General features: G+C 63.0%; 10 protein-coding genes. 5 read left to right on the top strand and 5 right to left on the bottom strand.

The genetic code is table 11. The features are described from left to right. Nucleotides 1-6: 6 nt before the first annotated feature. From AB4Y85_RS07290 to AB4Y85_RS07275, 4 genes are all read left to right on the top strand, one after another. Nucleotides 7-1284 (top strand): M16 family metallopeptidase, encoded by a 1278-nt coding sequence (locus tag AB4Y85_RS07290; RefSeq protein ID WP_441984211.1) that lies wholly within the window; start codon nucleotides 7-9, stop codon nucleotides 1282-1284. A 143-nt stretch (nucleotides 1285-1427) separates the two neighbouring features. After that, nucleotides 1428-2744: a glucose-6-phosphate isomerase gene (locus AB4Y85_RS07285; RefSeq protein ID WP_441984210.1), complete on the top strand. Its 1317-nt coding sequence runs from the start codon at nucleotides 1428-1430 to the stop codon at nucleotides 2742-2744. Nucleotides 2745-3062: 318 nt separating this feature from the next. Continuing rightward, a complete protein-coding gene (mutL, locus tag AB4Y85_RS07280; protein WP_441984209.1) occupies nucleotides 3063-4916 on the top strand; it encodes a DNA mismatch repair endonuclease MutL in 1854 nt (617 codons plus the stop codon). A 25-nt stretch (nucleotides 4917-4941) separates the two neighbouring features. Beyond that, complete coding sequence (locus tag AB4Y85_RS07275; RefSeq protein ID WP_441984208.1) at nucleotides 4942-5358, top strand: OsmC family protein; 417 nt, start codon at nucleotides 4942-4944, stop codon at nucleotides 5356-5358. Here AB4Y85_RS07275 and mgrA read toward each other — a convergent pair. Beyond that, nucleotides 5355-6404 carry an L-glyceraldehyde 3-phosphate reductase gene (gene mgrA, locus AB4Y85_RS07270; RefSeq protein WP_441984207.1) on the bottom strand — a complete coding sequence of 350 codons (1050 nt, stop codon included), beginning with the start codon at nucleotides 6402-6404 and terminating at the stop codon, nucleotides 5355-5357. The two genes, AB4Y85_RS07275 and mgrA, sit on opposite strands and share 4 nt — an antisense overlap. A gap of 158 nt (nucleotides 6405-6562) precedes the next feature. Further along, nucleotides 6563-7603 carry a zinc-dependent alcohol dehydrogenase family protein gene (locus tag AB4Y85_RS07265; RefSeq protein WP_441984206.1) on the bottom strand — a complete coding sequence of 347 codons (1041 nt, stop codon included), beginning with the start codon at nucleotides 7601-7603 and terminating at the stop codon, nucleotides 6563-6565. Nucleotides 7604-7739: 136 nt separating this feature from the next. On the opposite strand from AB4Y85_RS07265, the gene AB4Y85_RS07260 reads away from it, so the two are divergent. Then, nucleotides 7740-8567 carry a hypothetical protein gene (locus tag AB4Y85_RS07260; RefSeq protein ID WP_441984205.1) on the top strand — a complete coding sequence of 276 codons (828 nt, stop codon included), beginning with the start codon at nucleotides 7740-7742 and terminating at the stop codon, nucleotides 8565-8567. Nucleotides 8568-8649: 82 nt separating this feature from the next. Here AB4Y85_RS07260 and AB4Y85_RS07255 read toward each other — a convergent pair whose 3' ends face one another. From AB4Y85_RS07255 to AB4Y85_RS07245, 3 genes are all read right to left on the bottom strand, one after another. Beyond that, nucleotides 8650-10743: a calcium-binding protein gene (locus tag AB4Y85_RS07255; RefSeq protein ID WP_441984204.1), complete on the bottom strand. Its 2094-nt coding sequence runs from the start codon at nucleotides 10741-10743 to the stop codon at nucleotides 8650-8652. A gap of 105 nt (nucleotides 10744-10848) precedes the next feature. Beyond that, nucleotides 10849-11406 (bottom strand): 16S rRNA (guanine(966)-N(2))-methyltransferase RsmD, encoded by a 558-nt coding sequence (gene rsmD / locus AB4Y85_RS07250; RefSeq protein ID WP_441984203.1) that lies wholly within the window; start codon nucleotides 11404-11406, stop codon nucleotides 10849-10851. A gap of 377 nt (nucleotides 11407-11783) precedes the next feature. Then, the gene (locus AB4Y85_RS07245; protein WP_441984336.1) at nucleotides 11784-13364 is read right to left on the bottom strand and encodes a pseudouridine synthase; all 1581 of its coding nucleotides are present in this window, start codon (nucleotides 13362-13364) and stop codon (nucleotides 11784-11786) included. Between the last annotated feature and the right edge of the window lie 7 nt (nucleotides 13365-13371).

Genomic DNA, 13371 nt, shown 5'->3' with positions numbered 1-13371 from the left:
GAAATGATGACTGCTTCCGTCCAAACCCTGTCCTCGTCTCCGACCAATGTGAAGGCTCTCACGTCTGCTGGCGGCGTCGAGGTCTGGCATGTTGAATCCGATGTGGTGCCGCTGATTGCGGTCTCCTTCATCTTCGAGGGCGGCTCCGCTCATGATACGCACGACAAGCCGGGCGTCGCGCAGATGCTCGCGCGTCTGCTCGACGAGGGCGCGGGCGAATACGATTCCGATGCCTTTCAGGAGCGCCTTGCTGCGCGTGCCATCGAGCTCTCGTTCAATGCGGGCAACGACGCCATCGGCGGTTCGCTGAAGACGCTGGTCAAGCATGCGGACGAGGCCTTCGAGCTACTGCGCCTCGCGCTCGTCGAGCCGCGCTTCGATCAGGATTCCATCGAGCGCGTGCGCGCTCAGACCATCGCGGGCCTCAAGTACCAGCAGAACGATCCCGGCGTCATGGCGACCCGCCGCTTCTTCGAAGAAGGCTTCGCCGGTCACCCCTACGGACGCCCGACCTCGGGCACGCCGGAGAGCGTGGCGGCGATCACACGCGACGATCTCATCGCCATGCACCGCGCCATGATCGCGCGTGGCCGCGTCAAGATCGCGGTCGTCGGTGCCATTGGTGCCGACAATCTTTCCGTGCTCCTCGACAAGGTGTTCGGCGCGCTGCCGGAGGCAAAGCCGCTTTCGGTCATCGAGCACGCGACCTTGCAGAAGGTCGGCTCGCGCATCGTCGTCGATCTCGACGTGCCGCAATCGGTGATCCGCTTCGGCACGCACGGCATTGCATGGAAGGAGCCCGGCTTCATTCCGGCCTATGTGCTCAACCACATCCTCGGTGGTGGTGCCTTCACCTCGCGTCTCTTCCAGGAAGTGCGCGAGAAGCGCGGCCTCGCCTACAGTGTCGGCACCTCCCTCGTAAGCTACCGCGCAGCCGCCATGACCTGGGGCTATACGGCCACCAAGAACGAGCGAGTCGTGGAATGCCTCGACGTGATCGCCGGCGAGATGGCGCGCCTCAAGGAAGAGGGGCCTTCCGACGAAGAGTTGCAGAAGGCCAAGGACTATCTCATCGGGTCCTATGCGTTGGGTTTCGACACTTCCACGAAGATCGCACACACCCTGTCGCAGATCGCCTTCGAAGGCCTCGGCATCGACTACATCGCCCGCCGCAACGCGCTTGTGGGCGGCGTGACGCAAGCCGACATTCGAGGCGCCGCGGAGCGTATCATCGGTGATGGAAAGATGCTTACCGTGATCGCCGGACGGCCGACGGGGTTGTGATCCAGCATCGAATAGCAAAGGGGGCCCACGGCCCCCTTTTTCGTATCTGCGCCGGAGAGCACAACACTTTTAGGCCGCCCCTAGCCGCCACCCCATCTCTGCCCTAAAGTTCCGCTTCTTTAAGAAAGAGTCGGAGTATCCGCATGGCCCTGCAGCAATCGATCGACCTGGCATTCGAAACCGCAATCGGCGAGGGCGGCCTGCAACAGGCGGCTTACGATTCAGCCCTGGACTCGGTCGCCAAAGCCATGTCGCGGCTGGCGGAGGACGATTCGTCGGGTCGTCTGCCCTTGCTGCACATGCCGCGCATGACGGACGACCTGGAGGCCGTGAAGGAAGCAGCCGCCTGGCTTCGGCGTGATGCGACGGATGTGGTGTTCCTCGGCACGGGCGGTTCGAGCCTCGGCGGCCAGACGCTCGCGCAATTACGGGATTACGCGGTACCCGGCGCTGGACGTTTCACGGAAAGCCCGCGCGTCCATTTCCTCGACAATCTCGACCCCATCACCTTCGACCATATCCTGCACAAGCTGCCACTCTCCTCGACGCGCTTCGTGTCGATCTCGAAATCGGGCGGAACGGGCGAAACCTTGATGCAGACCATCGCAGTGCTCTCGGCCTTGGAAAAGGCCGGCATGCGCGCGCAGCCGAAGGACGTTTTCCTGGGCCTCTCCGAGCCCCGCAAGCCGGGCGGCAGGAACGCTCTGCGCGATCTTCTGGAGCCCGAGGGCGTGCGCTTCCTGGAGCATCACACCGGTATCGGCGGGCGCTATTCGGTGCTGACCAATGTGGGCCTTCTGCCCGCCGCCGTTCTCGGCCTCGACATCGCCGCCATCCGCCAGGGCGCAGCGGATGCTTATGAACCTTTCCGCTCCGGAAAAGCCGCCAAGGATGCGCCCGCCGCCGTCGGCGCCGCGCTCAATGTGGCGATGGCGAAGGACGGCAAGGGCATCTCCGTCACCATGGCCTATGCGGACCGGCTGGAGCGTTTCACCCGTTGGTGGGTGCAGCTCTGGGCCGAGAGCGTGGGCAAGAACGGCAACGGCACCCAGCCGGTCGCCGCCATCGGTCCCGTGGATCAGCACAGCCAACTCCAACTCTATCTAGCGGGCCCCAACGACAAGCTCTTCACGGTCATGACCACCGGGGTGGCGGGGCAAGGGCCGATCATGGACGAAAAGCTCGCCAAGCGCGCCGGGGAGCCCGGCTTCGGCGGCAAGCGCATCGGTGATCTCGTGGCAGCCCAAGGCCGCGCCACCGCCGATACCCTCGCCAAGAACGGCCGCCCGACAAGGCGCATCCACGTTGAGAAGCTCGATGAGCGCGCGGTGGGCGAACTCCTCATGCATTTCATGCTGGAAACGATCCTCGCCGGCTACGCGCTCGGCGTCGATCCGTTCGATCAGCCCGCCGTGGAAGAGGGCAAGATCCTGGCGAAGGAATATCTGGCGCAGGGGTAAATCAAGGTGTCATCCCGGACGGCAGAGCCGATCCGGGATCGCGGGCAGGATGAGGCGCAGGTTTCCCTCCCCCTTGTGGGGAGGGCTAGGGTGGGGGTGTTGGCGCCGGACCTTTAGAGGTTATCGCCGCCACCCCCACCTCCAACTCCTCCCCACAAGGGGGAGGAGAGTTCCAGTGTCATTCTTGTCTGACGATTTCGCAGCTGCTGCTCAAGGAATACCCCCAAACGGGCAGGGGAATAACGTCGCCCCGGCTGGCATCCGGGCGCTTGAAACCCTATCTTCCCTGTTCCCGAATCCTTTCAACGCGAAGCACCCATGTTCGTCCGCCGCCTCGATCCCATCCTCGTCGACCGCATCGCTGCGGGCGAGGTTGTCGAGCGTCCGGCGGCGGCCGTGAAGGAGCTCGTGGAGAACGCGGTCGATGCGGGCGCGACATCCATCGACATCACCGTGGAGGCGGGCGGCCGCAGGCTGATCCGCATCGTTGATGACGGGCAGGGCATGAGCCCGGACGATCTGGAGCTTGCGGTCGAGCGCCACGCCACCTCCAAGATCCCGGATGGCGACCTGTTCTCCATCAACACGCTGGGTTTTCGCGGCGAGGCCTTGCCCTCCATTGGCGCGGTGGCGCGGCTCGCCATCACCACCCGCAATGCGGATGCCGAGACCGGCTCCATGATCGTGGTGGAAGCGGGCGTGAAGCATCCCGTAAAGCCTGCCTCCGCGCCCAAGGGCACTCGCGTTGAGGTGACGGATCTGTTTGCTGCCACTCCCGCGCGCCTGAAGTTTTTGAAGAGCGACCGCTCCGAGGCGCAGGCAGTTGCCGAGATCGTCAAGCGTCTCGCCATCGCGCATCCTACCGTGCGCTTCACCCTGTCGGGCGAGCACATCACCGCCTTTACTTATCCGCCGGAGGAACCCGGCGAGCATGGCTTCCTGCGCCGCCTGTCGCGCGTGCTTGGGCATGAGTTCAACGACAACGCCATGTCCATCGGCGTCGAGCGCGAAGGCGTGCGTCTGTCGGGTTTCGCGAGCCTGCCGACCTATCATCGCGGCACCTCCACCGCGGTCCACTTCGTGGTCAATGGGCGTCCGGTGCGCGACAAGCTGCTGCTCGGCGCGGTGCGCGGCGCCTACGCGGATGTGATGGCTTCCGACCGTCATCCGGTGCTGGCGCTGATGATCGAGATCGATCCGCGCTCCGTGGATGTGAACGTGCATCCGGCGAAAACGGAAGTGCGCTTCCGCGATCCCGCTTTCGTGCGTGGCTTCGTTGTGGCCGCGATCAAGGAGGCGATCACGCGCTACGGCATGCGCGCGTCGTCGACAGGCGGTACGCGTACGCTGGAGAGCTTGCGTCCTCAAGGCGCGCCGCTGATGCGCGGCTCTTATGGACAACACCGTCCGTCCATCATTCGCCCGTCGAGTGCTTTTGCGAACTGGCAGGCCCCGCTCGATCAGCCTGCGTCATCCTATGCGCCGCCCAGTGGACTGGCGGAAGCGCAGGCGAGCCTGCCCGATCTCGCCATGCCCTCCGCCGACAGCCGCGCCACATTGGCCGAGATCGAGCCCGAGACGGAAGCATCACCCTTGGGCGCAGCCCGTGCGCAGGTGCACGGCACCTATATCGTCGCGCAGACGCAGGACGGCATCGTCATCGTCGATCAGCATGCCGCGCACGAACGCCTCGTCTATGAGCGCCTGAAACGCGAGCGCGCATCGTCGGGCATCGCGCGCCAATTGCTGCTGATCCCCGAGGTCGTCGATCTCGATCCCGTGGATGCGGACCGCGTGCTTGCGGAAGCCGCCATGCTGGAAAGCCTCGGTCTTGCCGTAGAGCCATTCGGTCATGGCGCGCTGCTCGTGCGCGAGGTGCCCTCGGCGCTGGCCGGTGGGAGTATCAAGGAGCTGGTGCAGGACGTGGCCGACGCGCTTGCCGAATGGGGGCAGGGCGCATCGAACCCGTTGGGGGAACGTCTCGATGCGGTGCTCTCGCGCATGTCCTGCCACGGCTCCATCCGCGCGGGCCGCCGCATGCGGCCGGAAGAGATGAACGCGCTTTTGCGCGAGATGGAAGCAACGCCTTTGTCGGGCCAGTGCAATCATGGACGGCCCACTTACGTGGAATTGAAGCTCACCGATATCGAGCGATTGTTCGGGCGGCGATAGACGCTCAAAAGTCCGGGAGGACCTGATGACGGTGATGAATGTCAAACTGCGCAGCATCCCGGGTACACAGGCCAGCATCGGATGGGCAGGCGCGCATTCCATCGTCGTCGACAGACCCGACGGGAAAGCAGGCGGTCAGGGCCTCGGCTTCAACGGCGGACAATTGCTCGCGCTGGCCATCGGCGGGTGCTTCTGCAACGATCTGCATTATGTAGCGCATGAAATGGGAATCGAGTTGCGCTCCGTGTCGGTCGATGTGAGCTTGACACTCGACGGCGCGCCATTGCTGGCGACATCCGCTGCATTGCAGGTGTCCGTCGAGGCGGCGAGCGATGATGTCGACATTGCGGCACTCATCAAACGCGCGGAAGAAACATCGACAATCAGCAGCTCATTGCGGCAGGGCGTTCCCGTAACTGTTTCCTCTGCGTTGCCGCCTTAGCGCTGGCGCGAAGGTCCCTCACGTTCCGCCGAGGCGGCCCAGATGTTCACGTTGCCTTCCGCGGCGAACTGATCGATCTCCGTCAACTCCTCCGGCGTGAACGCAAGGTTCTGCAGGGCGCCGACGCATTCCACCACCTGTTCCGGACGGCTCGCGCCGATGAGCGCGGAGGTCACGCGTCCGCCACGCAGCACCCAGGCGAGCGCCATCTGCGCCAGGGTCTGTCCGCGCCGCGCCGCGATGTCGTTGAGGCTGCGGATGCGCGCGAGGTTTTCTTCGTTCAGGAATTTCTGCTGCAGAGATTTGCTCTCGAATGCCCGGCTGCCGTCTGGAATGCCGTTCAGATACTTCTTCGTCAGCATGCCTTGCGCCAGCGGCGAGAATACGATGGAGCCCATGCCGAGTTCACTGAGCGTATCGAGCAGCCGGTCTTCCTCGACCCAGCGATTGAGCATGGAATAGCTCGGCTGATGGATGATGCAGGGTGTCTTGAGTTCGCGCAGGATCTCGACCGCCTCGCGGGTGCGTGCGCTGTTGTATGATGAGAGCCCCACATAAAGCGCCTTGCCCTGCCGCACAACGGAATCGAGCGCCATCATCGTCTCTTCCAGCGGCGTCTCCGGATCGAAGCGGTGGGAGTAGAAGATGTCGACGTAGTCGAGCCCCATGCGCTTCAGGCTCTGGTCGAGGCTGGAGAGCACATATTTGCGGCTGCCCCATTCGCCGTAAGGCCCCGGCCACATGCGGTAGCCTGCTTTGGTGGAAATCACGAGCTCGTCGCGAAGCCCCTGAAAATCGCTGCGCAGGATCTCGCCGAACAAGGATTCCGCACTACCGGGCGGCGGGCCGTAATTGTTGGCGAGATCGAAATGCGTAATGCCGAGATCGAACGCCGTGCGACAGATTTCCCGCGCATTCGCCGCCGACTTGGTCTCCCCGAAATTCTGCCAGAGACCCAGCGAGATTGCCGGCAGCATTAACCCGCTGCGGCCGCAGCGGTTGTAGAACATGGAATCGTAGCGGTTGTCGGCAGGCCGGTAAACCATGGCGTCCTCCGGGGGTGATCGGCACGGCAGGCTGGCACAGGAAGCATGGCCGTGTCGAGACGGGGTCTGGTCCTAGTTCACAATTGCTCCAGTCCGGTTCGAAAAGCTTCGCTGCAAGTGAGCAGTTCATGGCTCCTATGCAATGCCGAAGGAAGGGTTCAGAATTGCGTGATCACGCTGATGCCCAGCCCTTCGAAACTGTCCATGTTCATGAGGGCAGCCGGCGCTTCCTCCAGGCTGATCCTTTTGCCGACGAGCTTATGGGGGCTGAGCTTGCCGGTCTCGATCATGTCCATCATGGCCTGATAGCGGAATGCCTGCATGCCGTGGCTGCCGAGGATTTCGAGTTCCCAGGCGATCACGCGATCCATCGGAATTGCCGGCCGCGCATGATCGCCGAGCATCAGCCCGACCTGCACATGGCGTCCGCGACGGCGCAGGTTGGCAATCGAGTTGAAGCAGGTGACAGGGTTGCCCAGCGCATCGATGGAAACATTCGCGCCGCCCTTCGTGATCTCGCGCACGGCTTCGACCACGTTGGCGACCTCGCCTGCATTGATCGTCGCCACCGCGCCCATCTGCCTGGCGAAGTCGAGCTTCTCTTGCGTGAGATCGATCGCAACCACGTTCGCACCCATGGCGCTGGCGATCATGATGGCGGATAAGCCGACGCCGCCGCAGCCATGCACGGCGACCCATTCGCCCGGCTTCACGCGCCCCTGATCGACGATGGCGCGGAACGAGGTGACAAAGCGGCAGCCAAGGCTGGCCGCCGTTGCGAAATCAAGGCTCTCCGGCAGAGCAACGAGGTTCGTATCCGCGTAATCGACCGCCACATATTCGGCGAAGGAGCCCCAGGCTGTGAAACCCGGCTGGAACTGCTGCTCGCAGACCTGATGATTGCCGGAATTGCATTCACGGCAATGTCCGCACCCGCCGACGAACGGCACCGTGACGCGGTCGCCTTTCTTCCAGCGTGTCACCTGCTTGCCCGTGGCGAGAACCGTGCCCGCCAGCTCATGCCCCGGTACATGCGGCAGCACCACATCGGAATCGTGCCCCATCCAGCCGTGCCAGTCGCTCCGGCACAACCCCGTCGCCTCCACCTTGATGACGACACCTTCCGATGAGGGTGTCGGATCCGGCACGTTCTGCACGCGGGGCGGTTGACCGAATTGCTCGAACAGGACGGCTTTCATGGCGAGCCTTTCATGCATGGCGAATGTTGAAAGGGCGGTATAGCGGGCGGATGACGGTGGGGCAAATGGGGGTCGTGTTATGAAACACGTGCTGCCATATGATGACCGAGTGATATTCTGTTGCTATAACCGGTGCATGAAATGGATCCCCATACTCGTTCTGATACTGGTCGGCATTATCTCCGGAAGTGCTCCTGCATGGGCACATCGCCCTTATTTTACGCAGGTTGAGAAAGTCCGGCTTCCAGATGGAGAGATGGGAGAAGCGCGGCTTCTTAACGGTGATGGCATCTTAGGGCCTGACCCTATCCGTGCGATAATCGTGACTGCTGAGGGTCGATTGCTGGCACGCAGTCATAAGTCGCATTCGATGACGATCATTTGTCGTGAGGAAGGGCAATGCCTGATCTTTGACTTCGCGGCAGAGAAAATCCTTGAGCCTGTTCCCTCGTCTTTTCGGCAGGGACCTCTCGTCCCAGGACTTGCAGATAGTGATCGCGATGAGTTGTGGGAGCTGGAGGATGGTTTAGAGAACTGGGGCTTTGCATCCCGTGATCTCAGCACCGGAGAAATGTTCTTAGGCTATAAGGCGCTCGTATCGAGCCGGTGGCCAATCATGGCTTTCAACTTCGTTATCGGAGCTTTGTGCGCGCTGCTGTTAGCATTTGCCATTACCATCCTGAAGGAGACCATTGTCGCGATCAAAGAAAAAGGAAATTGGTTTTTCCTCATTTTCATGACGTCTCTTGCAATTTTGATAATTGCTGCGATGGCGCTGTTCCTTGCGCTCGTATCAGGTTTTTTCAGTTTATTAGGTGGGCTGCCGCTTGGACTGTGGCTCGCCTCACTTTGTTTAGGTGGAGTTTTTGTCCCTGTCTGTTTCCAGTTTAGGAAAGGAAGTCGAATGAGATCGGGCTTGGAGCAAGAGGCTTCATTCGCTGAACCGCCCGAAAACCGCTTTTAGTGGAGGATGATCAAACGGCAAATGGGCGATAGAGGGAGCAGTCTCCGCAATCTTCATTTAGCCTGTGGTTAGGCAGGTTTTCTCAGATCACGAAGAAGTCTTTGTAGGTGAGCTTGAGGTTCTTGTTGAGCGTCGCAATCTTGACCTGCGCGGACGAACCCGTGCCGTCCTTGTCGTAATAGAGCGCGCCGGTTTTGTCGTCATAGATGACGCGGTCTTCCCGGTCCCGGGCGTGCGGGCCTTTGACGAACATGTCCGATTTGAACTTCACGCCGGCAACAGAGCCTTTGCCGAGCTTGGTGAAGACCTTGTTCTCCAGATGGATCGAGTCATCCTTCGGATTGAAATCGTAGATGCGATCCACATTGGATTTCTTGTTCGGCTTCGTATCGAACACGAAGATGTCCTTGCCGCGCCCACCATAAAGCTTGTCGTTGCCGCCTCCGCCAAAAATCATATCGTCTCCACCCTGGCCCTTCAGGGTGTTGGTGCCCGCATGCCCATGGATCTCGTTGGCAATGTCGGACCCCGTGAGATGGGCCGGTGCTTTGGAGGAGACGCCGGACAGCTTCAGAATTTCGATCTGCGCATTCGCCGCCAACGCATAGCTGCCGCCGACGATGACCGTATCCCGGCCTCCGTTGACCGCTTCCTCGAAAACATCTCCCGCTTTGACGTGGTATGTATCGTTGCCGAGACCGCCTTTCAGGATCGCGGAGCCGTTGCCGAAGAACACGTCATCGAAGGCGGAACCGACGAGGCCTTCGATGCCGATATAGGTGTCACCCGCCGCATCGCCTCCGCTGCCACTGGTGAGGCTTGCGATTACGCCTGACTTCGCATGGGCGAAGGACACGAAGTCGATGCCGCTGCCGCCATTCAGGATGTCGGCGCCTGCGCTGCCTTCGAACGTATCGTTGAAAGCCGTGCCGATGTACTGGTCGCTCCCGGCGGTCCCTGTCATGAAGATCGCCTTGTCGCGTGGATCGACGATCTGGATGCCATTCGACATCAGCACGGCGAGGCGCCCGTCCGGCAGAAGGGACAGGCCTTCGAGGGAGATCAAGCTTCCAGCCGCCTGTTTGCTGACCAGAAGCTTCTCGCTCACGCGCGCGCCTGCCGCATCGAAAATGGACAGGCGAACTTCCCCTGTGTTGCTCGATGCGTTCGTGACGACCTGGGCGGCGAGGGCAAAGCCGCCGCCGGGAAGGGCGACCACGCCGGGAGTGCCCAAAGCGTCCGCTTCCGCGGAGGTTGAGTAGAACGACAAAGGCGCGGTGACGCTCGCTCCTTCCGCGTCGAAGACTTGGTATCGAACCGTGACGACGGGCTCTGCACCGCTCGCATCGATCCGGCCTGCCTCCGTCCACGTCACGACGAAGCCGCCGTTTGCCAGGGTCGTCACCTCGATCGGCATCATGCCCGTATCTGCAACGATGGGGATCGTGACTTCGTGCAGGATGGCAGAGCCGTCGTCAGCAGGTAGGTCCAGAGCAGACGGGTCGATCACATAAACCTTGTTCGCGGTTCCGCTCGAGCGCAGCACGGCGACAACTTTGCCGCCCGGCAGCACAGCGAGATCAGCCACGGACCCGAAGCCCTCGTCATACGCGGTGGCTAAAGTCGGCCCGAGCTCCAAGGGCGTCGAGAGAGTACCATCAGGGCGCAGTATACGCAGGAAGGCTTCGCCGCTCAGAGAACGATAGGCGGTGATGATGCTTCCATCGGCCAGGCCGATCGCATCGTCTCCTTTGAAGGACCCGTTCACGCTGCGGGGATCGCCCGAGAGACCGGCAACAGGGATCGGCTTTCCGAACGGCGTGAGATCGCTCCCGTAAATCCCCATCCAAGCTCCACGATGCCCAGGAGCATTGCTTGCGATCGACCATGTCAGAGCGATGCGGCCATCCGGGAGTTCCACGGCTGAAGGCGCGCTCGATCTGGCTGTCAGGGGGGTGTCGTAGAAGGGAGGGCCGAAATCCAGCGAGCCGACGATCTTCGCTTCCTTCAGGGACCCATCGGCATTGTAGATCCAGGCCCTCAACTTTTCGTTCGGGGTCTCTGTCTCGGTCTTGCCGATGACCACGAACGTGCCGTTCCTGAGGGCTAGCATGCTGGCGTCCGTGACGCCCGCCGGATGAGATATCTGCGATCCCCAGAGAAACGGTTGAGACATGGCGAGCCCAAGGTACGGTCAGAAGAGGTGATTTCGATGGGCAATGTTATAGAAATCTAACGTTCGGACAACCTTCTTGCCGGGGCGTGGCAAGGGAATGTGTGCTCAGCCAGTGAACCGCCCGAACACCACCGTCGTCTCCCCATAATCCCGCCGCTCGATCTCTTCGAAACCTTCCGGGAGCGTCACCTCGACGCCTTGCGCTTCCTCCACGATCACGAGCGCGTCCGGCGTCAGCCATCCGCCTTCCGCGCAGGAGCGCAGTGCTTTCGGGGCGAGGTCCTTGCCGTAGGGCGGGTCGCACAGCACGACGGAGAAGGGGGCGTTGGGGGCGGCTTCGCCCATCTTCGTCGCGTCGCGGCGAAAGAGGCGGCTGGTGCCGCCGGCGCCGAGGGCTTCCACGTTCTCGCGGATGATGCCGCGTGCCTGCGCGCCGTCATCGACGAAGAGCGCGAAGGCCGCGCCGCGTGAGAGAGCTTCGAGGCCGAGCGCGCCGGTGCCGGCAAAGAGATCGAGCACGCGCGTGCCCTCGACGGGATCGTCGTAGGAATGCTGAAGGATATTGAAGAGCGTCTCGCGCAGGCGGTCCGATGTCGGGCGGATGGAATCCGAGCTCGGCCCCTTGAGCGAACGGCCGCGCCAGCGCCCGCCGACAATTCTCATGGTTTGATCCTTACTTACGAAGCTCTCATCATCAAAGTGAGTCTCTTAAACGATTCCAGCGCATGTTTTCCCTCCCTCGTGCGGGGAGGGATCAAGGGTGGAGTCGCAAAGTCAAAGCGCTTCGCGCCATCCAGACAGCACAACAGTCCTACAATGTCATGGTCGGGCTTGTCCCGGCCATCCCGATCCGAAAAGCGCGGCGTTTCAAGCCATCGGGATCACCGGCACAGGGCCGGTGATGACGTGGGAGCGGACTGATTCCAGCGCTCACCCAGCCGCACCAGCCCCCTGGCTCTCCCCGCAAGGGGGAGGGAAGAAGGGCGGCGCTTCATGAGCCAGGCTCTCAGGACGAGAGCCGGATTATTGCTGGACGTTGCTCAGCGGCGCCCGCGAGGTCCGCCCTTGGAACCGCCGCCGGGACCCTTCTTGAAGCCGCCCTTGGACGCACCCCGAGGGCCGCCTTTGAAGCCGCCGCCACGTGGACCGCCACGGGAGGGACCATCGCCACGCGGCGGGCCGCGACGGGGGCGCTCGTCCCCACCTTCGCTACGGGCGCGGAACGGGCGGTCTCCCTGCGGCTTGCGCGGACGATCCTCGCCACCCTCGCGCGAACGGAAGGGGCGGTCGCCTGCCTCACGGCGCGGACGGTCGCCCTCGTCGCGGCGGCTGCGAGCCGGACCGGCTGTGCGTCCCGCACCGGCTTCGCGGCCACGACGGGCGGGTGCAGCATCGCGGTCGCCACGGCGCGGACGCTCGTCATCGCCGCGACCCCTGCGCGGTGCAGGAGCTTCCTCTTCCTGAGGCTTGCGCACCAGGCGCTCGACCAGGACCTTGTTGCCCTTGCGGGCCGAGATCGCGCCGACGCGCTCGCGCGGCAATTCTCCGCTGGCGGTGCGCGCCTCGCGCGGATCGGCGCCACGGCGGGGAGCCTTCCGGCGCGATGCATCCTCGTCGCTCTCGCTCGCGCGCCAGATGCTCTTCTTCATTTCAAGACGGGAAGGGTGCTTTCTCGGCTCCTCATCACGCTCGAAACGATCTTTTCCGCGACCAGTGAAGGGCTTTTCGTCGTCGCGACGGCGCGGGCGGTCGTCTCCGCCACGGCTGCGGAAGGAGCGCTCCTCACGGTCTTCGCGTTCGCCACGCTCCTTTTTCGCCGAGCCGAAGGACGCGATGGGCTCGCGCACCGGACTTTCGAAATCGACGCCCGCTTCCACGGCAAGGGCTGCGCCGAGCTGATCCTTCAGCACCTTGGTGCGCACTTCCTCGACAAGCCCCTGCTCGAGATCGCCGAGCTGGAACGGGCCGAAGGACATGCGGATCAGGCGGTTCACCTGCATCCCGAGATGTTCGAGAATGCGCTTGATTTCGCGGTTCTTGCCCTCGCGCAGGCCCATCGTGATCCACACGTTGTCGCCCTGCACGCGATCGAGGCGCGCCTCGATGGGGCCGTAGTCGATGCCATCGATGCTGATGCCGTCGCGCAAGCCGTCGAGATCGGCCTGTGTGAGATCGCCATGCGCGCGCACCTTGTAGCGGCGCAGCCAGCCCGTATCGGGATGGGCGATCACACGGGCAAGGCCGCCGTCATTGGTGAGCAGCAGTAGGCCTTCGGTGTTGATGTCGAGCCGGCCGATGGCGACCACCCGGGGCAGCTCCTCAGGCAGGTTGTCGAACACGGTCGCGCGGCCTTCCGGGTCGCGGGCCGTGGTCACGAGGCCGCGCGGCTTGTGGTAGAGCCACAGGCGCGTGCGCTCCTTGGTGGGCAGGGGCTCGCCGTCCACGGTGATGGTATCGGCAGAGGTCACGTTGATGGCCGGGCTCTCCAGCACCTTGCCGTTGAGGGTCACGCGGCCTTCAGCGATCATCGCTTCCACGTCGCGGCGGGAGGCGATTCCGGCCCGCGCGATCACCTTGGCGATGCGGTCCTCGACCGGCTCCTGTGGGACGGCGGCCTCGATCTCGGGG

It is taken from the genome of Microvirga sp. 2YAF29 (assembly GCF_052114605.1).
In the GTDB taxonomy this organism is placed as follows: domain Bacteria; phylum Pseudomonadota; class Alphaproteobacteria; order Rhizobiales; family Beijerinckiaceae; genus Microvirga.
The sequence above is the reverse complement of the archived record's forward strand: the minus strand, read 5'-3'. Positions and strand labels throughout refer to the sequence as shown.

Coding starts and splice junctions, on each gene's coding strand:
- mutL (WP_441984209.1), top strand. CDS start 3,063: ATGTTCGTCCGCCGCCTCGATCCCATCCTCGTCGACCGCATCGCTGCG.
- AB4Y85_RS07265 (WP_441984206.1), bottom strand. CDS start 7,603: ATGAAAGCCGTCCTGTTCGAGCAATTCGGTCAACCGCCCCGCGTGCAG.
- rsmD (WP_441984203.1), bottom strand. CDS start 11,406: ATGAGAATTGTCGGCGGGCGCTGGCGCGGCCGTTCGCTCAAGGGGCCG.
- mgrA (WP_441984207.1), bottom strand. CDS start 6,404: ATGGTTTACCGGCCTGCCGACAACCGCTACGATTCCATGTTCTACAAC.
- AB4Y85_RS07285 (WP_441984210.1), top strand. CDS start 1,428: ATGGCCCTGCAGCAATCGATCGACCTGGCATTCGAAACCGCAATCGGC.
- AB4Y85_RS07290 (WP_441984211.1), top strand. CDS start 7: ATGACTGCTTCCGTCCAAACCCTGTCCTCGTCTCCGACCAATGTGAAG.
- AB4Y85_RS07255 (WP_441984204.1), bottom strand. CDS start 10,743: ATGTCTCAACCGTTTCTCTGGGGATCGCAGATATCTCATCCGGCGGGC.
- AB4Y85_RS07260 (WP_441984205.1), top strand. CDS start 7,740: ATGAAATGGATCCCCATACTCGTTCTGATACTGGTCGGCATTATCTCC.
- AB4Y85_RS07275 (WP_441984208.1), top strand. CDS start 4,942: ATGACGGTGATGAATGTCAAACTGCGCAGCATCCCGGGTACACAGGCC.